15 protein-coding genes are annotated in these 24124 nt (G+C 55.9%); 14 read left to right on the plus strand and 1 reads right to left on the minus strand.

The genetic code is table 11. The features are described from left to right. Positions 1–15 precede the first annotated feature (15 nt). From EJ361_RS25580 to EJ361_RS09165, 12 genes are all read left to right on the plus strand, one after another. Entirely contained in the window at positions 16–2175 is a 2160-nt protein-coding gene (locus EJ361_RS25580; protein WP_205686962.1) for a glycoside hydrolase family 88 protein, read from the plus strand. A gap of 17 nt (positions 2176–2192) precedes the next feature. After that, positions 2193–2963: an SDR family oxidoreductase gene (locus EJ361_RS09115; protein WP_126245177.1), complete on the plus strand. Its 771-nt coding sequence runs from the start codon at positions 2193–2195 to the stop codon at positions 2961–2963. A 13-nt stretch (positions 2964–2976) separates the two neighbouring features. Further along, a complete protein-coding gene (locus EJ361_RS09120) occupies positions 2977–4020 on the plus strand; it encodes a LacI family DNA-binding transcriptional regulator (RefSeq protein ID WP_126245178.1) in 1044 nt (347 codons plus the stop codon). Between the two features lie 7 nt (positions 4021–4027). After that, on the plus strand, positions 4028–5215 hold the full coding sequence (locus EJ361_RS09125; RefSeq protein WP_126245179.1) for a glycoside hydrolase family 88 protein: 1188 nt from the start codon (positions 4028–4030) through the stop codon (positions 5213–5215). Between the two features lie 146 nt (positions 5216–5361). Then, the gene (locus tag EJ361_RS09130; protein ID WP_126245180.1) at positions 5362–7596 is read left to right on the plus strand and encodes a cation:proton antiporter domain-containing protein; all 2235 of its coding nucleotides are present in this window, start codon (positions 5362–5364) and stop codon (positions 7594–7596) included. Between the two features lie 84 nt (positions 7597–7680). Beyond that, a complete protein-coding gene (locus EJ361_RS09135) occupies positions 7681–9897 on the plus strand; it encodes a heavy metal translocating P-type ATPase (protein ID WP_126245181.1) in 2217 nt (738 codons plus the stop codon). Positions 9898–9921: 24 nt separating this feature from the next. Next, positions 9922–10131, plus strand: coding sequence for a heavy-metal-associated domain-containing protein (locus EJ361_RS09140; protein WP_126245182.1), 210 nt, complete (start codon positions 9922–9924; stop codon positions 10129–10131). 383 nt (positions 10132–10514) lie between these two features. Continuing rightward, positions 10515–10760, plus strand: coding sequence for a hypothetical protein (locus EJ361_RS09145; RefSeq protein WP_126245183.1), 246 nt, complete (start codon positions 10515–10517; stop codon positions 10758–10760). A 151-nt stretch (positions 10761–10911) separates the two neighbouring features. Next, positions 10912–11952, plus strand: a complete 1041-nt coding sequence (locus EJ361_RS09150; RefSeq protein WP_240646591.1) for a LacI family DNA-binding transcriptional regulator — start codon at positions 10912–10914, stop codon at positions 11950–11952. 953 nt (positions 11953–12905) lie between these two features. Then, complete coding sequence (locus tag EJ361_RS09155; RefSeq protein ID WP_205686963.1) at positions 12906–15836, plus strand: SusC/RagA family TonB-linked outer membrane protein; 2931 nt, start codon at positions 12906–12908, stop codon at positions 15834–15836. A 23-nt stretch (positions 15837–15859) separates the two neighbouring features. Then, positions 15860–17494 carry a RagB/SusD family nutrient uptake outer membrane protein gene (locus EJ361_RS09160; protein WP_126245184.1) on the plus strand — a complete coding sequence of 545 codons (1635 nt, stop codon included), beginning with the start codon at positions 15860–15862 and terminating at the stop codon, positions 17492–17494. 105 nt (positions 17495–17599) lie between these two features. Continuing rightward, a complete protein-coding gene (locus EJ361_RS09165) occupies positions 17600–19891 on the plus strand; it encodes a GH92 family glycosyl hydrolase (protein ID WP_126245185.1) in 2292 nt (763 codons plus the stop codon). A gap of 87 nt (positions 19892–19978) precedes the next feature. Here EJ361_RS09165 and EJ361_RS09170 read toward each other — a convergent pair whose 3' ends face one another. Then, a complete protein-coding gene (locus EJ361_RS09170) occupies positions 19979–22297 on the minus strand; it encodes a GH92 family glycosyl hydrolase (protein WP_317126927.1) in 2319 nt (772 codons plus the stop codon). Positions 22298–22427: 130 nt separating this feature from the next. Here EJ361_RS09170 and EJ361_RS09175 point away from each other — a divergent pair, with 130 nt between their 5' ends. Both EJ361_RS09175 and EJ361_RS09180 read left to right on the plus strand, forming a co-directional pair. Then, entirely contained in the window at positions 22428–23576 is a 1149-nt protein-coding gene (locus EJ361_RS09175; RefSeq protein ID WP_126245187.1) for a FecR family protein, read from the plus strand. Positions 23577–23618: 42 nt separating this feature from the next. Beyond that, positions 23619–23822, plus strand: coding sequence for a hypothetical protein (locus tag EJ361_RS09180; protein WP_126245188.1), 204 nt, complete (start codon positions 23619–23621; stop codon positions 23820–23822). Positions 23823–24124 lie beyond the last annotated feature (302 nt).

Below are 24124 nucleotides of genomic sequence, written 5' to 3' on the forward strand. Positions count from 1 at the left end.
CATATGTGCTATTCATTGAAAAAATGGTGCCTCGCAGGCATCGCCGCCGCTTCGCTGGCCTTGCCCGCCGCGGCGCAGGAACGGCTGCAAGCCGACACGATTTTCACCTATATGAAAAAGGTGAACGACTGGCAATTCAGTAACCTGGAACGCAAAGGATGGACCTGGCAGAAATGGGACTGGACGAACGGTGCCCTCTACGCCGGCGCCTACGCATATGCCGAGATCGCCAATGATCCGGCGAACTTCGAACGGCTGCTGCGGATTTCGGAAGATAATGGCTGGAATACAGGGCCACGGAGGCTTTTTGCGGACGATTACTGCGTGGGCCAGCTCTATTCCCAACTGTACCGCGTATACGGAGAAGAGCCCATGATCCGCCGCTGGCGCTCGCTGGCTGACAGTATCTGCAAGCTGCCGCACGATGAGCCGCTCGACTGGAAGAACGGCATCCACCTGCGCGAATGGGCCTGGTGCGACGCCCTGTTCATGGGCCCGCCTGCGCTGGCGTACCTGTCCACCGCCACGAACGACCCATCCTACCTGGAAACGGCCGTGAAACGCTGGTGGAAAACCTCCGATTTCCTCTACAACAAATCCGAACGCCTCTATTACCGCGACGCCCGTTATTTCGACAAAAAGGAAAGCAACGGCGCCAGCGTGTTCTGGAGCCGAGGAAATGGCTGGGTAATGGGCGGATTGGTGAGAATGCTCGCCAATTTGCCGGCCAATCACCCGTCGCGCCCCGCTTTCGAAAAACAATTTAAAGACATGGCCACGCGGCTGGCGGGTTTGCAGTATGCAGACGGCACCTGGCACGCGGCATTGCTGGATATGGACAGCTACCCTTCCAGGGAAACCAGCGGCACGGGCTTTTTCCTCTACGCCATGGCCTGGGGCGTGAACAACGGCCTGTTGCCGAAGAAAGACTTCCGGCGGGTGCTCGTCAAAGGCTGGAACGCGCTCCGGCAGAGCGTGCATGCAGACGGCAAGCTGGGATTTGTGCAGAAGATCGCCGATTCGCCCGGCAAAACAACGTTCGACGATACGGAAGTATATGGCGTGGGAGCCTTCCTCCTCGCCGGCACGGAATTGTTGAAAATGGCGCTGGCCGAACAGAAATTCCCGGTAACCGTAGAGATATATAATCCCGCTGGCGCCGCAGCCCCGCTTTCCGAGCTGGATTACGGCGCGGTGGCCGCCAAATGGAAACCCCTGCGCAAGGGGCCCTTCAAAATCATCAACGCGGTTACCGGCAGGGAAGTGGCTTACCAGCTGATCACCGAAGGCGGCAAACAACCGGTAAAAATATTGGTCGGCGCGCCCCTGGCACCCGGCGGCCGCGCGATCCTCACTTTCGCGGAAGGCGTTTCCGCACCCGTAGCGCCGAAAACCTACGGCCGGTACATCGCCGAGCGGCTCGACGATTACGCCTGGGAAAACGACCGCGTGGCGTTCCGCATGTACGGCCGCGCGCTGGAATCGCAGCCAAAGCATAATGCGTATGGTGTGGATTTCTGGAATAAACGGACCGAAAAAATGATCGTCAACAGTTGGTACAAACGCACCAATTATCATAAAGACGAAGGTGAGGGGCTGGACGGTTACAGCGTAGGGCTCACGCTGGGCGCGGGCGGCATTGCGCCGTACACGAAAGACAGCATTTGGTACTCCCGCAACTACACCGGCCATCGCATGCTCGACAGCGGCGCGCTCCGCACCACATTCGAGCTGCAGTACGAGCCCTGGAACGTAAACGGCAAACAGGTGAATGTGGTAAAACGCGTGTCGATCGACGCGCACAGCCAGCTCTCCCGGATGGAGATCACCTACACCGCGCCGCTCACGGCCGCCGTGGGGATCGTGAAACGTACGGCGCCCGGCACGGAATATTTCGGGGAGCAGGACGGGGTGATGGGATACTGGGAGCCCGCTTCGGCTAAAGACGGCACCACCGGCATCGGCGTGGTAATGGTAACGCCCGTGAAGGAAATGGCTATGGAAAAGGGGCATCTCCTGTCTATTGTCCCCACTGCCGAAGGCAATAAAGTGGTGTATTATACAGGTGGCGCCTGGGACAAAGCCGGCCTGATCACCCATTCCGGCGAGTGGTTCAGGTACCTCCGGCAGGAAGCGCAGAAGCTGCGGAAGCCGGTCCAGGTAAGGATTTACTAATTTCGAAATTCAGATGTATGTCCATATTCGACAAATTCAGCCTCAAAGGCAAAACGGCCCTCGTAACGGGCTGCAAGCGCGGGATCGGGAAGGCGATGGCCGAAGCGCTGGCGGAAGCGGGCGCAGACGTGATCGGCGTTTCCGCTTCGCTGGAACTTTCGGGCAGTGAGGTGGAAAAAGCGGTGACCGCCACCGGCCGGAAATTCAAAGCTTACCAATGCGATTTTGGGAACCGGGCGGCTTTGTATACATTTATTGCGGCAGTCCTGCAGGATTTCCCGGTTATCGACATACTCGTGAACAACGCAGGCACCATCATGCGCAAGCCGGCAGCCGAACATCCCGACGAATTCTGGGACGAAGTGATCGCCATCAACCAGACGGCGCAATTCGTCCTCACGCGGGAGATCGGCAAGCATATGCTGGAGCGGGGCAGCGGAAAGGTGATCTTCACCGCATCGCTCCTCACATTCCAGGGCGGCATCAACGTGCCGGGATATGCGGCCAGCAAGGGCGCGGTGGGACAACTGACGAAGGCGTTCGCCAACGAGTGGGCCGGCCGTGGCGTGAATGTGAACGCCATTGCGCCGGGGTATATTTCCACCGATAATACCGCCGCTTTGCGGGCAGACGGGAAGCGCAGCCAGGGCATCCTGGAACGTATCCCCGCCGGCCGCTGGGGCGAACCGGAAGATTTCAAGGGGCCAGTCGTTTTCCTGGCATCCGCCGCTTCCGCGTATATGCACGGAACGGTGATGACGGTAGACGGGGGCTGGATGGGCCGATAAACCAATACAAATTATGTCCGTACGTTCTGAAAAAACAATCGTGGATATCGCCGAGGAGCTGGGGCTCTCCGTGTCCACCGTTTCCCGCGCGCTCAACGATCATCCCAACATCAGCGCCAAGACGAAGGAAAAAGTGAGGAAAATGGCCCGGAAACTCGGCTACCGGCCCAACGCCATGGCCGCCGGTTTGCGGAACAACAAAAGCAGGACCATCGGGCTCATCATCCCGAGGATTTCCATGTTCTTCCCCGCCGCCATCACCACCGTGGTCCAGAATAAACTCCAGGAATACGGGTACCACCTCATCATCTGCCAAAGCAACGACTCCCTCGAGCAGGAACAACAGCTGGTCAACACGCTGTACTCCGCACGGGTAGACGGACTGGCCGTTTCCGCCACACTTTCCACGACGGACTTCTCCCATTTCGATATCTTCAAACAGCACAATATCCCCGTCGTTTTCTTCGACCGTACGCCAAAGGATTACCAGGCCAAAGTGATCAAGGGAGACGATTTCGTGGGCGGGCTCACCGCTACGGAACACCTCATCGAACAGGGCTGCCGGGATATCGTGCATATTTCCGGTCCGCTGACCTGTAACCTGTATGTGGAAAGGCTCGCCGGATACAAAAGCGCCCTCCAGCAACATAAGGTCCCGTTTAAAAAACAACGCGTCTTTTTCCATGAACTCACGCGCGAGAACGCGCTGGCCACGGCCGGGAAGATTTTCGCCCAGCAGCCGTACCCCGACGGGATTTTCGCCACCAACGACACCACGGCCATCACGCTCCTGCAATATTGCCGCGAACACGGGATCCGCGTGCCGGAAGACGTAAAGATCGTCGGCTATTCCAACGATCCGCGCACCGAAATCGTGACGCCTTCCATCACGTCGGTAGACCAGTTTCCCGCCACCATGGGGGAAAGGGTGGTTTCCGCCCTGATGGACCTTATCCAGACACGGCATCCCGCCGGTTACCGGCATCCGCAGGAAATTGTGCCAACACAGCTCGTGGTACGGGATTCCAGCGCGGGATCGCCGAAAAAGAAAAAATGATCCACTTATGAAACGACTTGTCTTAGCATTACTCCTGTCCGCTTCCACGGCCGCTTTCGCACAAACGAAACTGAGCAAAAAGGACATGAAGGCCCTCGTGGCCGAAAGCCTCGCTTTCTCCGCGCGGCAATACAAAGGGATGATGACCGCAGTGCCCGACTCCCTTTTCCCCCGTTCCACCAACAAAGACGGCAGCCTCATGACCGCCCGGTCTAACTGGTGGACCGCCGGCTTTTACCCCGGCTCCTGCTGGTACCTCTTCGAAGCCACGGGAGACCCCGCCTTCCGCACGGAAGCCGAAAAACGCCAGGGGAACCTGCTGCCCAATCAATTCCGCACCAACACGCACGACCTCGGGTTCCTCATGTACTGCAGCTTCGGCAACGACCTTCGCCTGACCGGCGACACCGCCGCCCGCCGCATCCTGCTCACCAGTTCGGCATCGCTCATCAAACGGTATAAACCCACCATCGGCGCCATCCGCTCCTGGGACCACGCCGGCTGGAAGTGCCCCGTCATCATCGACAACATGATGAACCTCGAAATGCTCATGTGGGCGGCCAGGGAAAGCAAAGACCCCAATTTCGCCAAGATCGCCGTCAACCACGCCAATACCACCATCAAAAATCATTTCCGCGACGATTACAGCTCTTACCATGTGGTCGATTACGATACCGCAACCGGGCAGGTACTCGCCAAAAAGACCCACCAGGGCCATTCCGACGCTTCGGCATGGAGCCGCGGACAGGCGTGGGGATTATACGGTTACACGATGATGTACCGTGAAACGAAAGACCGCACGTATCTCGACCAGGCGCGCCACATCGCCGGGTTCATGCTCGACCATCCCAACATGCCGGCCGATCTCATACCATATTACGATTACGACGCGCCGGAAATCCCGGGCGCCATCCGTGATGCATCGGCAGGGGCGGTGATGGCTTCCGCGCTGCTGGAACTGAGCCGGTATGTGGATAAAACCGAAGCGAAGAAATACTGGAACGCCGGTGCCGACGCGCTCGCCAGCCTGAGCGGCGATGCGTACCGCGCAAGGGAAGGCGCCAATAATCATTTCATCCTCATGCACAGCACCGGCTCGATGCCGGGTAATTCGGAGATCGATGTGCCGCTGTCGTACGCCGATTATTATTATCTCGAAGCGTTGCTCCGGTATAAAAAGTGGAGCGGCCGCTAATACGGATGTTGTTGACGAAATCCTTTTCCGGACGGGGAATGTGGCCATAGCGGCGCGTTCCCCGTTTCATTTCGCCCCGAACTGCCGTCTTTTACTTATTTTAGCCATATTCGAATAACAAAAGAAACTAACATAAGAAGGAACGTATGGGGCATTTTCCGAACCTGATTGTAGACCTGGCCTTGATATTGGGCGCTGCGGCGGTAACGACATTAATTTTCAAAGCATTGAAGCAGCCACTGGTGTTGGGGTATCTCATCGCAGGGATTCTCGTGGGGCCGTACTTCCACCTGTTCCCCACGGTGCGGGAAGAAGGCAACATCAAGGTTTGGTCGGAAATCGGGGTGATCTTCCTCCTGTTCAGCCTGGGGCTTGAATTCAGTTTCAAGAAACTTATGAAAGTGGGCGGCAGCGCAGGGATCACGGCAGTGGTAGAAGTGGCCGTCATGCTCGGTTTCGGGTACGTGGCCGGCCAGTTTTTGGGCTGGAGCACGATGGATTCCATCTTCCTCGGCGGCGTATTGTCCGTTTCGTCGACCACCATCATCATCCGCGCTTTCGAGGAACTGGGCGTGAAGGGACAGCAATTCGCGGGACTGGTTTTCGGGATTCTGGTGGTAGAGGATTTGATCGCCATCGTGTTGCTGGTATTGCTGTCTACCCTCGCGGTGAGCCAGCAGTTCGCCGGCACGGAAATGCTGATGGCCGTAGTGAAGCTCGTATTCTTCCTCGTACTGTGGTTCATAGGCGGTATCTTTTTCATCCCGACGTTACTGAAAAAAACGAAGAAGCTCATGGGGGATGAGACGCTCCTCGTGACCTCGATCGCGCTATGCCTGCTCATGGTGGTGTTGGCCGTGAAAGTGGGGTTCTCCCCGGCTTTGGGCGCTTTCATCATGGGGTCGATCCTCGCGGAAACAACCCAGGCGGAAAAGATCGAGCATCTCGTGAAATCCGTGAAAGACCTGTTCGGCGCTATTTTCTTCGTTTCGATCGGCATGCTGATCGATCCGGAAATGCTCCAGGTGTATATCGTTCCGGTAGTGATCATCACGTTGTTGACGGTGTTCGGGAAAACGTTCAGTACCACCCTGGGCGCGGTGATCTCCGGCCAGCCCCTGAAAACTTCCGTGAAAGCGGGGATGAGCCTGGCGCAGATCGGGGAGTTCTCTTTCATCATCGCTATTCTCGGCCGCGATCTGAAAGTGACGAGCGATTTCCTGTACCCCATCGCCGTGGCGGTATCGGCAGTCACCACTTTCACCACGCCGTACATGATCAAAGTAGCCGATCCGTTTTACAACTGGCTCGATAAATACATCCCCCAGCAATGGAAAAGCTCGCTCGACCGCTACAGCAGCGGCGCGCAGACGATCTCGCAGGCGTCCGACTGGCAGGTGCTGTTCAAGGGATATGTGCTAAACGCCGTGGTCTTCAGTGTGATCGTCATTGCGTTGGGATCACTGTCGAACATCTACGTATTGCCTTTCATCGACGATCTCATCGGCGACAAATGGGGCAAGATCGTGACCGCGGCGCTCACTTTCCTCTTCATGCTTCCTTTCCTCTGGGCTTTGGCCGTACGGCAAATCCAGCCGAAAGCCTTTGCCAATCTCTGGACGCAGAACCGGTATAAGGGGCCGCTGACGCTGTTCCGGACCGCCCGTATCGCGCTCGCCGTGTTCCTGGTGGGTTTTATGCTCGACCGTTTCTTCTCCATCGCCGTGGCGCTCACGGCTACGGTGCTGATCTCCGGCATCCTGTTGCTGCTGAACCAAAAAATACAGACGTTTTACGACCGCCTGGAAGCGCGTTTCCTGTCTAACTACAACGCCCGCGAAACCGCGGAAGCCGCCCGCCGGCCCGTACTGGCGCCCTGGGATGCCCACCTGGCCGCGTTCCATGTACATGCCGATTGGGATGGCGTGGGCAAAACCCTCGAACAGCTGGGCCTCCGGGAAAAATACGGGGTCAACATCGCGGTGATCGAAAGGGGCGAACGGCTGATCCCCATCCCGCCGAAAAGCGAGCGCCTGTTCCCGGGAGACCGGCTCCAGGTGATCGGGACGGACCAGCAGATCGAAGCGTTCCGCCATTTTATCGAGCACCACGAACCGCATCCCCAGTTTTCGCGGTCGCAGGTCCAGCTCCGGCGTTACGAAGTGCTGGACGGATCGGGCATCAACGGAAAATCCATCCGCGAATCCGGTATCCGCGAAATGGCGCATAGCATGGTAGTTGGGGTGGAAAGAGGGGAAGAACGCATCCTCAACCCCATTTCCGATATGCGGCTGGAAACCGGGGACGTAGTCTGGATCGTGGGAGACCCCCGCCGGACCAGCGCACTTTTCCGCGTAAAAGGCGAAAAACCGAAGGCCTAGCAAATGATGTAAATCTTTCCCTGAATTCTATAATGCCCCGCCGGCCGTTCCTGCTGATCTTTGTATCCTCAAAGGAAACACAAGATGGAATCATTGGAACAAACGGTAAAAACGAACTTCCCGGTAACCGGCATGAGCTGCGCAGCTTGCGCCGGTTCCGTGGAAAGCATGCTGCAGGCCCAGCCAGACATTATCTCCGCTGCCGTCAACTTCGCCAGCAGTTCCGTACTGGTGGAATACGCTCCCGGAAAGGCCAATCCGGCCGAATGGAAAAAAGCGATCCGGTCAGTAGGATACGATCTCCTCACCGAAAACATGGAAACCGGGCTGGAAGACCACCAGCGCGCCCATTACGCACAGCTGAAAAAGCGCACCATCTGGGCCGTGCTGTTTTCCTTACCCCTGGTGATGATCGGGATGTTCTTCATGAACATACCCTACGCCAACCGGATCATGTGGGCCCTTTCCACGCCCGTGGTGCTCGTGCTCGGCCGTCATTTCTTCATCAACGCCTGGAAGCAGGCCCGAAACGGCAAGGCCAACATGGATACCCTCGTGGCCCTCAGCACGGGGATCGCTTACGCTTTCAGCGTCTTCAACACCCTAAACCCCGAATTCTGGCATAGCCGCGGGCTGCACCCCCACGTGTATTTCGAAGCCGCCGCGGTGGTGATCGCATTCATCCTCCTCGGCAAGCTCCTCGAAGAAAGGGCCAAAGCCTCCACTTCGTCCGCCATCAAAAAACTCATGGGCCTGCAACCCAATACGGTAGTCCGTATCGCGGCCGACGGACAGGAAACCGTAGTCTCCCTCGCCGACGTGCAGGTGGGCGATGTGCTGCTCGTGAAGCCCGGTGAGCAGGTGCCGGTGGATGGGAAACTGGTAGGCGGAAAATCATATGTAGACGAAAGCATGATCACCGGCGAGCCAGTAGCAGTAGCGAAAACGCCCGGTTCCGAAGTGTTTGCCGGAACACTGAACCAGAAAGGCAGCTTCCGGCTGGAAGCCGCACAGGTAGGCGGCGCCACGTTGCTGGCGCAGATCATCCGCAAGGTGCAGGAAGCGCAGGGATCGAAAGCCCCCGTGCAGAAGCTCGTCGACAAAGTTGCCGGGATCTTCGTACCGGTGGTGATCGGTATCGCACTGCTGGCCTTCGCATCGTGGCTCATCTGGGGCGGGGCCAACGGGCTGACCCAGGGCCTCCTGGCGCTGGTGACCGTGCTGGTGATCGCATGCCCCTGTGCGCTGGGGCTCGCCACACCCACCGCCATCATGGTGGGCATGGGCAAAGGCGCTGAAAACGGCATTCTTATCAAAGACGCGGAAAGCCTCGAAAAAGCATATCGCATACAAGCGCTGGTCCTCGATAAGACCGGCACCATCACCGAAGGGAAGCCCGCGGTAACCGGCGAGGCCTGGCTGTCGGAAGAAGACCGCCTCATATATTCCGGCGCATTCCTGGCGCTGGAGCGCGAATCCGAACATCCGCTGGCCGAAGCCGTGGTGAAACAGTTGCAGGGCATCACGCCCGAAAAGCTGCAACATTTCGAAAGCATAACCGGCCGTGGCGTGAAAGGAAACGCCCTGGGCAAAGGGTTCTTCGCCGGCAACCTGCCGCTACTGGAAGAAAACGGCATCCGTATCGCGGAATCCCTCAAAGAAAAATCCAACGAATGGCTGAACGCCGCTTACACCGTGATCTGGTTCGCCGATACACAGAAAGCACTGGCCGTGATCGCCATCGCCGATAAAATAAAACAAGGGTCCCCCGAAGCCATCCAGCAGTTGCAGGACATGGGCATCGAAGTGTACATGCTTACGGGCGACAATGCCCGCACCGCCGCCGCAGTGGCTGCACAGACCGGGATCAGCAACGTGAAGGCCGGGCTTATGCCCGACGGGAAAGCCGCCTTCGTTCAGGAACTGCAACGGCAGGGCAAAGTGGTAGCGATGGTGGGAGACGGGATCAATGACAGTCACGCCCTGGCGCAGGCCGATGTGAGCATCGCCATGGGAAAGGGGACAGACATCGCGATGGATGTGGCCATGATGACGCTCATCTCCTCCGACCTCCGGCATATCCCGAAAGCGATCCGCCTCTCGCGGAAAACGGTGCGCACCATCCGCCAGAACCTTTTCTGGGCCTTTATTTACAACATAATCGGCATCCCGGTGGCAGCAGGTGTCCTCATCCCCGTCATCGGCTTTTCGCTCGATCCCATGCTGGCCGGAGCGGCCATGGCACTGAGTTCCGTATCGGTGGTGAGCAACAGTCTCCGGCTGAAATTATCAGCTATATAATCAAACACATAAATCTATCGAATCATGCAAACGCTCAAATTCAAGACGAATATCAATTGCAGTGGCTGTGTTAAAGGTGTTAGCCCGGCGCTGAACGGCGAAAAGGAAATCGCACACTGGGAAGTAGATACCAACAATCCCGATAAGATACTGACCGTTTCTACCAGTACGCTGACGGCGGAAGAAGTGGAGGAAACGGTGAGAAAGGCAGGATTTAAAGCAGAGAAGATCTAACGGAAACGCATAATGTATAGTGTGACATCAAACCGGTTGCGGCCTTCTGGCCGTAGCCGGTTTTCGTTTTGGGGATTCCGTTCAGGGGAAAAAAATATATGATGCGGACAGGAATATGGAAATTCGCCGGAAACCGCATCTTGCAGGCAATACCATAATAATTGCGCTATGATAAAATGGATGGATTTGTTTTCGCGGACGGCGGCGTTTCCGCGCCGGGAATCTCCGTCATGGCGCTTCTCCGGAAATTGCAGCGGGGAATGCGGGCTGGTGGTTCCTTTCGGGGCGTTTTGACGGGAAATCCGCCGCAGGCAACGGATACACGCAGTGCCGGAGGGGCGCCGGGCATCTTCGTACCTTTAATTGCATCAAAATACAGGCGTATGAAAGTCATTTATAAAAAACTGGGGCGCGAAAAGGCCTTCGGGCTTTCTGACTACGGCTCTAATACGATTGTAATAGACAGCAGGCTGAAAGGGCGCAAACATCTCGAAGTGAGCCTTCATGAATCATTGCACGTGTATTTCCCCGAAAAGAGCGAAACTTTTATCACCAATACCGCCCGCAGGCTCGCCAACATCCTGTGGCGGATGAACTATCGCCGGGTCGATAACTCGGTTGGCCTGTAACCTTTCCCTTCCTTTCCTGGCGCCGCCGGCACTGCCGGCACGGAATTGTCATGATTCTGATACGGAAATCCGCATTTTACCTTAATTTCCCGGATGTAAGCATATTATCAACCTCTTGCCGGAAGGATACCCGGTCAAACCGCACTAACAAATGAAAGAACAGAAAGGCCAGGAAATGAAAAGATTATCCCTGAAAGATGTAGCGCGCATGGCGGGCGTTGCTCCTTCTACCGTGTCGTTCGTTCTCAACGGAAAGGCCCGGCAGATGCGCATCAGCGAAGAACTGGCCGAAAAAGTGATGGCGGTGGTGAAAAAGACCGGTTATCAACCCCATTCCGTGGCCGTCAACCTGCGGACGGGCCAGTCCAAAACCCTCGGTCTCATGGTGGAAAGCATCTCCGGAAGCTTCTTCGCCGCCCTGGCACGGGTCATCGAGTCGGAAGCCGACCGCTACGGCTACCATATCGTGTATTGCAGCACGGAGAATAATGCCCAGAAAGGTGGAGAACTGATTAAAATGCTCAGCCGCCAGCAGGTAGACGGCTACCTGATCACCCCCGCCGCCGGTATGGAGAAAGACATCCAGCAGCTGATCGCCCACAAACGGCCGCTCGTGTTGATGGACAGCTACTTCCCCGAGGTACAGGCGCCGCATGTGTTGATAGATAACTACGCCGGCGTGAAGCAAGGTATCGAACACCTGATAGACCGTGGCGCGAAGCAAATCGGTTTCGTGACGGTAAATATGGAACTGGTGCAGATGGAAGAGCGCATCAAAGGCTACCGCGAAACGCTGCGCAGTCATGGGATTCCCGTGAAGAACAAGCTCGTGCTGGAATTGCCTTATAATGGGGATAAAGACGAATCCGTCCGCAAGATCCGCCAGTTCATTCAGGCGAACAAGGGGATCGATGCGTTGTTTTTTGCCACGAACTATCTGGGCATCCTCGGGCTGGAAGCCCTTGCAGGACTGAACCTCAAAATCCCCGACGATATGGCGGTGGTGTGTTTCGACGATCACGATATTTTCCGGTTGTACCCGCCCGGCATCACGGTGGTGCAGCAGCCGATCGAGGAAATCGCGAAAACGGCCATGCTGTTGCTCATGAACCAGTTAGACAAAAGTCAGCGCGCGCTGCGCAAAACGAAACTGGAACTGCCGGGCAAGTTCATCAAGCGGGGATCTACCTGATAGTGGCCTCCTTCTATTTTAATCGGCATTTATTTGAAACTCCCTTTCCGATATTACATCTTTCCGGTAGCATGAAACGGATTAAAATGATCAGGCGGATATACCCATTTCGCTGCCGTCGGTCAGCAGTTCCCGTTCGTCATAATTCTGCCCAAAAATTTTTGGAATCAATAAATTAATTCTACATTTACGTTATGCCTCCTCATCAAGGCTTTTTTTAAAACCCTTTGCTAAATCGATTTTGCTGTTTAGCAATGCGTTTGAAAAGAGAGGAGATAGCGGGGTGGGACCTGACAATGAATGTAACAGTCGGGGGATGAAGTGTTTTACCGCTTTGTCCCCGCACCAAATTCTACGATCGGTTATGAAAGGATGGGCGGTGCCTGTCCGTAAACATTTGCTGACCAGGAAAAGATTTATCGAAAACAGCTTGATTTTTGTAACACACAGGAAGATTTGCTACACACATCCAAGGCAATCTCCCATTGTAAAACTCAATTTCACTTATCGATGACGAACTAGCCAACGGCATCCAGGATGCCTTCCCAAAACCAAAACGCCTTTTAAAACCATTTAGCTAAAACGATTTTGTACCTGGCGATCGCCAGGCGCTCTGCGGTTTGCTGCCCGATTTGTTCGGACCGGAAGTCTGCGCACAGGGTTCTTTTTCCCTTGCCGATTCGACGGAATGTCCGCACACGGGGAACTATTGCCTTTACTGCTTCAACGCAAAGCCGGGACATGGGGATTCATTGCCCCATTGTTCCGATGGAAAGTACCACCGGTAAAGAATTGTAGCGTTTACAGCGTCTGCAATCCTGCAATGCAAATGCGCAGAACGCCCGGGCCGTAAACCCGCACACACGGATCGTTTAGCAAAGTAAATAAATTCCTGTCCGCAGGGACCAGGACTTCCTATGCCTGTATTTTCTTAACCAAATCAATAAATTGCAATGAACACCGCATCCACGTTTTCCAGGCGTGTAGGCTGGATGAGCGTCTTGCTCGCGCTCCTCTGCTCCGTGGCTTTCTCCCAATCCCGTACCATCAGGGGGAAAGTGACAGACGCCAGGGATAACACTCCGCTTCCCGGCGTTACCGTGAAAATCGTCAACGCCACCACCGGAACGGTCACCGGCGCAGATGGCGCCTATTCCATCTCCGTTCCCTCCGCCAGCTCGCGGCTGGAATTCAGCTTCATCGGCTACGAAACACTCACCCTCCCCGCCGGCGCCAGCGGCACCCTCGACGTAGGGCTCCCCCTGTCTTCCAAAAACCTGGAAGACGTAGTGGTAGTCGGATACGGCACCCTCAAGAAAAAGGAAATCACCAACGCCGTCACTTCCCTCAGACCCGAAAATTTTAACGCCGGCGTAGCCCGTAGCCCGCTCGATCTCATCCAGGGTAAAGTGCCCGGGCTTTCCATCACCCGCGCCAACGGCACCAACCCCAACGGCGGCGCCACCTTCCAGATGCGCGGCATCACCTCCCTCAACGGTTCCCAGGAGCCCCTCATCGTTATCGACGGCGTCCCCGGCGGCAACCTCGACCTCCTCCAGCAGGAAGACATCGCCTCCGTAGACGTGCTCCGCGACGGCTCCGCCGCCGCTATCTACGGCACCCGCGGCAATGGCGGCGTGATCCTCATCACCACCAAAAAAGGCCGCGGCGGCGCTCCCCAGTTCAACCTGGCCACCTTCGTGCAACGCGACTACGTAGCCAAAAAGCCCCGCTTCCTCACCGCCGACGAATTCCGCAAAATCGCACCGAATGCCGACGAAGGCGGAAACACCGACGTGTACGATATGCTCCTCAACAAAGACAACCTTTCCCAGTATTACACGCTCAGCGCCACTGGCGGCAATGAAAAGTCGAACTACCGCGCGGCCGTGTATTACAACAAAGGCGAAGGCATCGCCAAACGCAATTACCGCGACCAGTACGGCGGCCGTATCAATGTAAACCAGACGGGCGTCAACGGCAGGCTGGTACTGCAATCGAACCTCTCCGTGAACTTCAACAAAGCCGACCTCCTCGGCGGCAATAACGGCGACTTCGAACAGGCCGTGCAGCGCAATCCCACTTCTCCGCTCATGAAAGACGGCAAATACGTAAACCCGAACGGTTTCAACGTGTACAACCCCATCGCGCGGCTGGAGCAGGAACTGTATTACCGCGACCAGCAAACGCTCCAGGGCGATGCCAAACTGAGCTTCGAAGTGATCAAAGATCTCCGCGCCAGCGTGTTCGGCGGGATTACACGCAACACCTATAACGACCGGCAGTTCCGCACCAAAGACTCGAAGTCGTCCGTAGACTCCTACGAAGGCCGCGGGTACGCTTACAAAGGCAATTACCTGTCGCTCGACAAAACCCTGGACGTCACGCTCGATTACTTCAAACGGATCGACAAGCACCAGGTGACGGCCGTAGCGGGATATAGCTACTTCAACAGCACTTACGAAACGTTCAACATGAACAACTCCGGTTTCCTGACAGACGGTTTCCAGGACTGGAACATGGGCAACGGCCTCTTCCTTCGCGAAGGCAAGGCCGGAATGGGCAGTTATAAGGCCGAACATTCGCTGGTGGCGTTTTTTGCCCGCGCAAACTACGCTTTCAACGATAAGTATTTCGCGCAGGCCATTTTCCGGTATGAAGGGTCTACCCGTTTCGGGAAAGACAATAAGTGGGCGAAGTTTCCCTCCATTTCGGCTGGCTGGAACCTGCATGAAGAACATTTCATTAAATCGACCGGCTGGGTGGATCAGCTGAAACTGCGTGTGGGATATGGTGAAACGGGGAATTCCGGCTTCGCCAACTATAACTCGCTGACGCTGATGAGCACCGGCGGCGCTTATCCGCTGGATGGGCGCTATCCCGAAACGGTGGGCCTTTCCCGCAACCCCAACCCGCGGCTGGGCTGGGAAACGAAGTCGGAATGGAACTTCGGGCTCGATTTCTCGCTGTTCAACAACAGGCTGGGCGGCTCGTTCGACGTGTACAGGAGAACGACCGGCGCGCTCCTCGGCAACTACGATGTGCCGTTGCCCTCCAACGTGAACGATAAAATGTGGTATAACCTGGGCAGCATCCGGAACAAGGGTTTCGAGATCGTGCTGAACGCCGTTCCGGTGCAGAAAAGGAATTTCACTTACAGCACAGACATCACGTTCAACCGGCAAAACAACACCATGACCAAAATTTCGGGCCCTGGTTACCGGATCGAAATGCTGACTTTCGGGGGATTGCCGTCTCCGGGCAACCTCGGTCCTGCGATCCGCGTGGTGGAAGGCAGTGCCCTCGGCAACTTCTACGGAAAACGTTTCGCCGGGTTCACCGCCGAAGGCGATTTCCTCTTCTACAAAAAAGACGGCTCCACCGGCAAGGCGGGCGATATCAAGGAAGAAGACCTTTCCGTGATCGGGAACGGCGTTCCGAAAATGATGATCTCCTGGAACAACAACCTCCGATACAAGAACTGGGACCTCACCATGTTCTGGCGCGGCAAGCTGGGCGTGGATTTGCTGAACCTGCAAGACATGTATTTCGGCAACCGCAGCTGGCTGCCCAACAACCTGCTCAAGGTGGCGCTGACGAAACATGCTCAGGTGAAAGTGCCCCCGCAGTATTCCGATTATTACCTGGAACCCGGCGGGTTCGTGAAGCTCGACAACGTGACCATCGGTTACAAATTCCCCGTGAAATCCGGCGTGATCCGGCAACTCAGGGCATATGTTTCCGGCAGGAACCTGGCTACCATCACCAAATACTCCGGCCTCGACCCCGAGCTGCAAGACAACGGGATGACCACCGGTATCGACAACCGCGGTTTCTATCCACGCACCCGTTCGTTCACCGTTGGTATTAACCTGGGCTTTTAATTCACCGAAACCGAAGAAATCTTATGCAAAAGAAACATATCGTGCTGGGGCTCACCTCGCTGCTTTTCGGAGGAGCTTCCTGCACCAACCTCGACGAAAAAGTTTATTCCGAACTGGTTGCGGACAATTATTATAAAAACCGCACCGAAGTGATGACGGCCGTGCTGCGGCCTTTCACCCACGCCAACGCCTGGGCTTCCCCCACGGGGCAGGTGGGGTACTGGCGCGTGAGCGAACTTTCCGGCGACCAGCTGGCCTGGCCGCAGAAAGGCATCCACGGGTTCGACGGCGGACAGTGGATCCGGCTCCATAATCATACCTGGACGGTAGACGACGATGTGGTTTGGAACCCCTGGCGGCTCATGTATTGGGGGCTCGGGTTCTGCAACAGCACCATCGGCGACCTGCAGAAAGTCGATTTCACCAAGATCGGGATGACGGAGGCGGATAAAGTATCCATCATCGCGGAAACGAAGGTGCTGCGCGCATGGCATTACCTCCGCCTTATGGACCTTTACGGGAACATTCCCATCGTAACGGAAGTGGGCGTGCCGGCACAGCCGAAAGTAGCGCCGCGGAAGGAAGTCTGGGAGTTCATCGAAAAGGAGATCCGGGAGAATGTGGAGCAACTGCAGCCGCTGGGGCCGTCGATGGCAGGACGGGTAAGCAAGGCAGCGGGATACGCCATGCTGTCGGAATTGTACCTGAACGCACAGAAATGGGCGGGGGTAACGAAGTGGGACGAATGTGTGGCCGTCTGCAATAAAATCATCAATGGCGAAGGGGGGAGCCTGAAAGGTGCGGCGCCTGCGCTGGAGACCGATATCATGAAACCTTTCAATAATGTCAATCACAATTCACCCGAAAACCTGTTCCAGATTGCCTATAACTTTACACTGGGCAAATTCCGTTTCGGTTGGAACGGCGACCTCTGGCATTACGAGCAGCGGCAGGCATACAACGCCACCGAGCGCGGGAACAACGGCATCGTGGTGATCCCTACGGCGTTTGACGCTTTTGCGGATAACGATCTCCGGAAAAAGCAGTGGATGCTGATCGACACGCTGAAAAAACACCCGTCTGTGCGCGCCAGCGAAGCGGATTCGGTAGTGATGGCGACGGAAGAGTATAAAAACAAGCCATTGGTGTTCGTGAAGGAAATACGCCGCAATTCGGAAGGCGAGACCGGCGCTGGTGGCATGACGAGAGGGGAGGAGAACAGCGGTGCGCGCTTCTCGAAGTACCTGCCCGGCGCCAAAGACGATGCCGAATACTGGAATAACGATTTCGTGCTGTACCGCCTGGCGGAGATCATTTTGAACAAGGCCGAAGCCATCATGCGGAAGAACGGCGGGGCCGCAAATGCGGAGGCTGTGGCGCTGGTGAATTCGGTACGTCAAAGAGCCTTTAAGTCAACTGATTGGCCTTCAGCGGCTTATACAACCGCGACATTAACTTTGGACGAACTTTTGGCAGAACGCGGAAGGGAATTTATTTTTGAAGGGAAAAGACGCCAAGATTTGATTAGGTTTGGTAAATTTACGACCGCAACGTGGTGGGACCATGCTGCGACGAGCGCCAAAGCCGAATTATTTCCGATACCGGGCCGCCAGATCAGGCTAAACCCCAATCTGGAACAACATGAAGGCTATAAATAGGCGTCGAATGAATAAGTGCTTATCATACAAACAATAAAGAGTAGCATCTAACGGCTGGCCCATTCCTGGGCCGGCCCCTTTCTTTTACAAAATCGATTTTGCAACATGAATACATTTCGCTGGTGCCTTGTCGCATTATGTGCAGGCTTTCACGCAAACGCGCAGACCGTAACAAAGATCACAGATCCCGTGGAGTGGGTAAACCCCCTCATGGGCACAGATTCGAAAGGCAGCCTGTCTAACGGTAACACCTATCCCGCCATCGCCACCCCCTGGGGCATGAACTTTTGGATGCCGCAAACCAACCAGAACGGGAACGGATGGGCTTATCAATACAGCGCCGACAAAATCCGAGGGTTCAAACAAACCCATCAGCCCTCCCCCTGGATCAACGATTATGGCCAGTTCTCCCTCATGCCCGTCACCGGCCGCATGAAGTTCTCGCAAGACGAACGCGCCAGCTGGTTCTCCCACAAAGCGGAAACCGCCAAACCTTATTATTATAGCGTTTATCTCGCCGACGCCGACGTCACCACCGAGATCACCCCCACCGAAAGGGCCGCGCAATTCCGGTTCACCTTCCCCAAGACCGATAGCGCATTCATCGTGGTAGACGCCTTCGACCGGGGCAGCTATATCAAAATCATCCCCTCCGAAAGGAAAATTATCGGTTACTCCACCCGCAACAGCGGCGGCGTTCCCGAGAATTTCAAAAATTATTTCGTGCTCGTGTTCGACAAGCCCTTTGCCCTCGCCCATACCTGGGACGGCAGCCGCCTGGCCAAAGACACGCTCGAACTGAAAGCCGGCAACGCCGGCGCCATCATCGGCTTCGCCACGTCCAAAGGAGAAAAAGTGCACGTTAAAGCCGCTTCCTCCTTCATCAGCCACGAACAGGCCGCCCGCAACCTCCAGCGCGAAGTAGGGGCAGACAGCTTCGATGCCACCAGGCAGAAAGCCAAACAGGCATGGAACAAGGAACTGGGCCGCATCGTTCCGGAAGGAGGGACCTCCGACCAGGTGCGCACCTTCTACTCCTGCCTCTACCGCACCCTGCTCTTCCCCCGCAAATTCTACGAATTCGACGCAAAAAACCAGATCGTGCACTACAGCCCGTACAATGGCCAGGTGCTCCCCGGCTACATGTTCACCGACAACGGGTTCTGGGATACCTTCCGCGCCGTATTCCCCTTCTTCACCCTCATGTACCCGGAACTGAACGGCCAGATCATGGAAGGCCTCGCCAACACCTACAAGGAAAGCGGATGGCTGCCGGAATGGGCCAGCCCCGGGCATCGCGACTGCATGATCGGCTCCAACTCGGCATCCCTCATCGCCGACAGCTATCTCAAAGGCATCCGCGGATACGACATCGAAACGCTGTACCAGGCGCTGCTGAAGAATTCCGAGAACGAAGGCCCCCTCAGCTCCGTAGGCCGCAAAGGCGTGAAATATTATAACAGCCTGGGCTACGTGCCCTACGACGTGAACGTCAACGAAAACGCCGCCCGCACGCTCGAATATGCGTACGACGATTTCACCCTCTATAAACTCGCCGTGGCACTGAAACGCCCGCAGGAAGAGATCGAACGGTTCAAAAAGCGCAGCCAGTACTACCGCAACCTCTTCGATCCCGAAACCAAACTCATGCGCGGCAAGAACCAGGACGGAAAGTTCCAGGCGCCTTTCAATCCCTTCAAATGGGGCGACGCCTTCACCGAAGGCAACAGCTGGCACTACACCTGGTCCGTATTCCACGACGTGGAAGGCCTCGCGCGCCTCATGGGCGGCCGCCCGCAATTCGCACAGATGCTCGACTCCGTGTTCGTGATGGCGCCCGTATACGATGAAAGCTATTACGGCTCCGTGATCCACGAAATCCGCGAAATGCAGATCGCCAATATGGGCCAGTACGCACACGGCAACCAGCCCATCCAGCACATGATCTACCTCTACAACTACGCCGGCCAGCCCTGGAAAACCCAGTACTGGGTGCGCCAGGTGATGGACCGCCTCTACCATTCCGGCGCCGATGGCTACTGTGGCGATGAAGACAACGGTCAAACTTCCGCCTGGTACGTGTTCTCCGCGATGGGCTTCTACCCCGTATGCCCCGGAACGGACCAGTACGTGTTAGGCGCGCCCCTCTTCCCGAAAATGACGGTAACGCTGCAGGACGGCAAGAAATTCGTGATCGAAGCACCGGGCAATAGCAAAACGAACGTATACGCCCAAAACGTTACACTGAACGGGAAACCGCTCAACACGAACTGGATCAGCCATTCGGCGATCCAGCAGGGCGGTGTGATGAAAGTATCGATGGGGGCTAACCCAAATAAACAACGGGGCACAAACGAGTCTGCTTATCCTTATTCATTCACAACAACTGGAAAATAATCAAGATCCTGGAATAGTAGAATCTATGCTATTTCATTGTTCACTGTAAATTTCGCATCCCGGTTCTCCGGGATGTTTTTTTTGTGCCTACTTCGCCGGTTTCGCGCTCATGTGGAACACCAGCGTGCCGCCGTTCATGATATCTTCGTGCGAAATGAACCGGTTCAACACTTTGCCGTTCAGTTCGGCTTTCTTCACGTACACGTTCTTCGCGCCCTGGTTAACGGTTTTGATACTGAAAGTACGGCCGTTTTCCAGTTTGATTTCCGCGGAAACAACGGCCGGGCTGCCCAATGCGTATTCGGTGGAGCCTGGGCAAACAGGGTAAAAGCCCAGCGCGGTGAAAAGGTACCAGGCGCTCATCTGTCCGCAGTCGTCGTTACCGCCAAGGCCGTCTGGCGCGGGTTTGTACATTTTTTCGATGATCATCCGCACGCGTTCCTGCGTTTTCCACGGTGCGTCCGTCCAGTTGTACAGATAGGCCGCGTGATGGGCGGGCTCGTTGCCGTGAACGTAGTTGCCGATGATGCCTTCGCGGGTAATGTCTTCCGTTTCGGCGAAAAACGCGTCGGGCAGGTGCATGGTGAACAGTGAGTCGAGGTGGCGGGTAAACTGTTGCTTCCCGCCCATCATACCGATCATCGTGGCAGGCGCATGCGGCACATAAAGACTGTAGTTCCAGGCGTTCCCTTCGATATAGCCCTGGCCGTGGGTACTCAGTACGTCGAAATCCTTGCGGAACGTGCCATCGCTGAGGCGCGGGCGCATGAAGCCGGTAGTTCCGTCGAACACGTTACGGTAGTTTTCGGCGCGTTTGGAGAATTCGGCGTAAAGATCGTTGCGGCCGAGTTTTTTCGCCACCTGCGCGATGCACCAGTCGTCGTACGCATATTCGAGGGTTTTGGAAACGGAAGAGCCGTTCTTATCCTCCGGCACATAGCCCAGTTCCATATAATAACCGATGCCGTCGTAAGGTTTGTAGCGGGCGGTGGCGGCGCAGGCTTCGAGGGCCTGCATGGCGTCGTACCCTTTGATATTGCCTTTCATGATGGCGTCTGCGATCACCGAAACGCTGTGGTAACCGATCATGCACCAGTTTTCGTTGCCCTGGTGGCTCCAGACGGGCAACATTTTGTGCACGCTTTGGTTATAATGTGCCAGCATCGATTTCACCATGTCGGCATTCCGGGCGGGTTGAAGGATGTTGAAAAGGGGATGAAGGGCGCGATAGGTGTCCCACAGCGAGAAAGTACTGTAGTTCGTCCAGCCCTCCGCGCGATGGACGTGCTGGTCGATGCCGCGGTAAGCGCCGTCTACGTCGGCGTAAGTGGTAGGGCCGAGATATGTGTGGTACAATGCGGTGTAAAAGTTGACGAGATCTTCTTCTTTGCGCATGTCTGCCTTTACTTTGGAGAGCTCCCGGTTCCAGGCGTCGCGGCCCTGGCGGCGTACGGCGTCGAAGTCCCAGCCGGGGTTCTCCGCGCGGAGGTTGTTCAGGGCGCCTTCCGTGCTCACGGGCGAAAGGGCCATTTTCACGGTCAGGGCTTCGCCGGGTTGCGCGTCGAACCCGAACCAGGCGCGGATCTGGCGGCCGGCCATTTCGGGGAAGTTTTCCGTCTGGTTGAATTTGCGCCAGAACCCTTTGTAAACGTCGGTGGCCAGGTTCTGATGGCCGTATCGGCGGATGGGCCTGGAAAAGGTCATGGCGAAATAGAGCGTCCGTGTGCGGGCCCAGCCGTTGGTTTGGCGGTAACCGGTCACGAGGGTGTCGTTTTCCACCCGTACGAACGTCCACACATTCTTGTTTGTGTAATTGTAGATATTGGCCATGAGGTCGAGCACGATATGCGGGTTATCGGCGGAGGCGAAGGTGTACCGGTGCATGCCGGTGCGGTTGGTGGCGGTGAGCTCGGCGGTGATGCGGCTTTCGTCGAGCAGCACTTTGTAATAGGCCGGTTCGGCGGTTTCGTTTTGATGGGAAAACCCGGACCGGTAGCCGTTTTCGGGATGGCCGGCCGTTCCGGGATTGAGCTGGACGGGGCCGTTGGCGGGCATGATCAGGAAATCGCCCAGGTCGGAATGGCCGGTACCGCTGAAGTGGGTGTGGGAAAACCCGGTGATGGTGGGGTCCTGGTACTGGTAGCCTGCACAGTACCGGTACACGTCCGGGTTGTATTTCCCGTTCATTTCGTACGGGATCGTGTCTGTGTCCGGACTGAGCTGCACCATGCCGAAGGGAACGGTGGCGCCGGGGTAAGTGTGCCCCATTTTGGCGGTCCCGATAATGGGTCTGACGAACCGGGCCGGGTCCTGCGCAGACAGGAGCGCGGGGGCCAGCAACGCCAGGCTGGTAATGAATAAACGCATGTGTAAGGAAGAATTGATGATTGTATCCAAAGATAACAAAATCGTTTTTGCACCGATAATTCAGGCGGATTGCGGATGATTTGTTAGATTACCGGTTGAATTTTTTTTTCTGGACGATACACCCTGCGGGGATGCAAATTCCATCTATTAATGTAACACCACTGAGTCTATGGCAGAAAATTTAGATCATATAAGGCAGTTGTACCTCCAGAAACTGGCAGGAGCTACCACCGAAAGTGAGGATGCCGAACTGGCTGCGGCACTGAACGATCCCCGGATCCGGAAAATGTGCGACGAGCTGGACGAACTCTATGAGTCGCCCGAAATGAGGGAGCTGTTACGGGAGCGGCCCACCAATAAGCGGTGGGACGAGCTGGCGACGCAGGCGATGGAAAGCGCCGGGCGTGCCGGGCGGACGATCCGGATTTTCCGGTACGTGGCCGCGGCTTCCGTTGTGCTGATGATCGGGGCGGTCGTTTATACCCGGTACATCCATCATCCGCAGCCCGAAATCCGGGAAATGGCCCGCCTCTCCCCGGAATACGTTTCCGATGAGGTGACGATCAAAATGGCCGGCGGAGACCGGATTCCCCTTTCCCCCAATTCGTCGCGCCTGGTGTCGCGGGTGAAATTGCGGATGGAGGGAGACAAATCCATCAAATATGAAGACCCGACCGGGCAGGCCGACGGCTGGAACCAGCTGGAGGTGCCACAGCGGCTGGATTGCAGGCTGGTGCTGTCTGACGGCACTGAAGTGTGGCTGAATTCCCGGAGCTCGATCCGTTTTCCTTTCACGTTTACCGGCAACAGGCGGGAAGTGGAGGTCACGGGCGAGGCATATTTCAATGTATCTCCCGACGCCGGCAAACCATTCGTGGTGCTTACGCCGCAGGGGGAAGTGCAGGTATTGGGAACGAGCTTCAATGTGAACACCTATGAGCCCGGTAAGGTGGTGACTTCGCTGGTGAGCGGAAGCGTTCGCGCGGCGGGGCACGGCGGTACGGCGGTTTTGAAGCCGGGCCAGGAAGCGGTGTGGACGGAGAATAAAGCCCTGGAAGTGGTGAAGTTCGAGCAGCGGGACAAGCTGTCGTGGATGCAGGGCGTGTATTATTTCAAGGCGGCTGATTTCCGGGAGATCGCCAAGATGGTGGAGCGATGGTATTCGCTGGAGCTGGTGGTGGATAAACCGGAGCTGTCGGCGCTGAAGTTCGATGTCAGGATGGATAAGAACAAATCGATCGATGAGTTCATGAACATTTTGAAGGTCATGAACGGGCTGGATTACCGGATCGAGGGGAAGGAGCTGCATATCTTCTAATGTTTTTCATGCGAATCACGACCATATATTAATTTTTTCATTATGGAAAATTCATATCTGACGAACCGGTTGCAGTACATATTCCTGACGGATAACCTGAGTTGGGACGATTTCGTTCATCGTGCGGGAGAGAATGGTTCGAACCTGCGGGAGGAGCTGCTGGATCTGCTGGAGGAGTCCAGCGAGTTATTGTCCAGGATCGGTTATCACCTGGAGATCATCAAGAATAATGAGCATATTCTCTAACCTGATTGTTAGTTATTCCCTGAGTTAACCATTATATTTGTTTTACGGGGGTGCATGTTAGACATGACCGATGTCCATTAACGCGAGATTAACATTTTCGCTTTTTATTGCATGCTGTTTTTTCACTAACTTCAGTGAAGAAATTTTCCGTATAAGCATATGATTGAAGCATCTGCTATGATTCCCGGAAAATAGACGTTCGGGGATATGAGCGGGTGGTTTTTAACAGATTAAAAACATTGTACCGTAATTTATATGCCGGAAGAATCGTTCTCATCACATCAGGATCACACGTCTGGAGC

The sequence above is a fragment of the Chitinophaga rhizosphaerae genome, assembly GCF_003958645.1.
Classification (GTDB): Bacteria; Bacteroidota; Bacteroidia; order Chitinophagales; family Chitinophagaceae; genus Chitinophaga; species Chitinophaga rhizosphaerae.

Coding starts and splice junctions, on each gene's coding strand:
- EJ361_RS09165 (WP_126245185.1), top strand. CDS start 17,600: ATGAATACATTTCGCTGGTGCCTTGTCGCATTATGTGCAGGCTTTCAC.
- EJ361_RS09125 (WP_126245179.1), top strand. CDS start 4,028: ATGAAACGACTTGTCTTAGCATTACTCCTGTCCGCTTCCACGGCCGCT.
- EJ361_RS09155 (WP_205686963.1), top strand. CDS start 12,906: ATGAACACCGCATCCACGTTTTCCAGGCGTGTAGGCTGGATGAGCGTC.
- EJ361_RS09140 (WP_126245182.1), top strand. CDS start 9,922: ATGCAAACGCTCAAATTCAAGACGAATATCAATTGCAGTGGCTGTGTT.
- EJ361_RS09135 (WP_126245181.1), top strand. CDS start 7,681: ATGGAATCATTGGAACAAACGGTAAAAACGAACTTCCCGGTAACCGGC.
- EJ361_RS09150 (WP_240646591.1), top strand. CDS start 10,912: ATGAAAGAACAGAAAGGCCAGGAAATGAAAAGATTATCCCTGAAAGAT.
- EJ361_RS09145 (WP_126245183.1), top strand. CDS start 10,515: ATGAAAGTCATTTATAAAAAACTGGGGCGCGAAAAGGCCTTCGGGCTT.
- EJ361_RS09160 (WP_126245184.1), top strand. CDS start 15,860: ATGCAAAAGAAACATATCGTGCTGGGGCTCACCTCGCTGCTTTTCGGA.
- EJ361_RS09130 (WP_126245180.1), top strand. CDS start 5,362: ATGGGGCATTTTCCGAACCTGATTGTAGACCTGGCCTTGATATTGGGC.
- EJ361_RS09115 (WP_126245177.1), top strand. CDS start 2,193: ATGTCCATATTCGACAAATTCAGCCTCAAAGGCAAAACGGCCCTCGTA.
- EJ361_RS09175 (WP_126245187.1), top strand. CDS start 22,428: ATGGCAGAAAATTTAGATCATATAAGGCAGTTGTACCTCCAGAAACTG.
- EJ361_RS09120 (WP_126245178.1), top strand. CDS start 2,977: ATGTCCGTACGTTCTGAAAAAACAATCGTGGATATCGCCGAGGAGCTG.
- EJ361_RS09180 (WP_126245188.1), top strand. CDS start 23,619: ATGGAAAATTCATATCTGACGAACCGGTTGCAGTACATATTCCTGACG.